This window comes from Duganella violaceipulchra (assembly GCF_019166075.1).
Classification (GTDB): Bacteria; Pseudomonadota; Gammaproteobacteria; order Burkholderiales; family Burkholderiaceae_D; genus Rugamonas; species Rugamonas violaceipulchra.
Genome location: NZ_JAHTGR010000262.1, coordinates 1 through 222, shown reverse-complemented (window position 1 = coordinate 222; position 222 = coordinate 1). Strand labels below are relative to the sequence as shown.

Here is a 222-nt window from a genome sequence, read left to right as displayed (position 1 = left end):
TCGCCGTCCGGCGCCGGCAGCGCCTTGCGATCGAGCTTGCCGTTCGGCGTCAGCGGGAAAGCGTCCAGCACCACGTATGCGCCCGGCAGCATGAACTCCGACAGCGTGCGCGCCAATTCGGCGCGCAGTGCCGCCACGTCGAGCTGCGCACCGTCGCGCGCCAGCAGATAGGCCACCAGCCGCTTGTCGCCCGGCTGGTCCTCGCGCGCCAGCACCACCGCC

General features: G+C 72.5%; 1 protein-coding gene. It reads right to left on the bottom strand.

Annotation, left to right across the window (positions count from 1 at the left end; all coding sequences use genetic code 11):
* Positions 1 to 222: AMP-binding enzyme (locus tag KVP70_RS33975; protein ID WP_217946821.1), on the bottom strand; the 222-nt coding region annotated here is incomplete at both ends.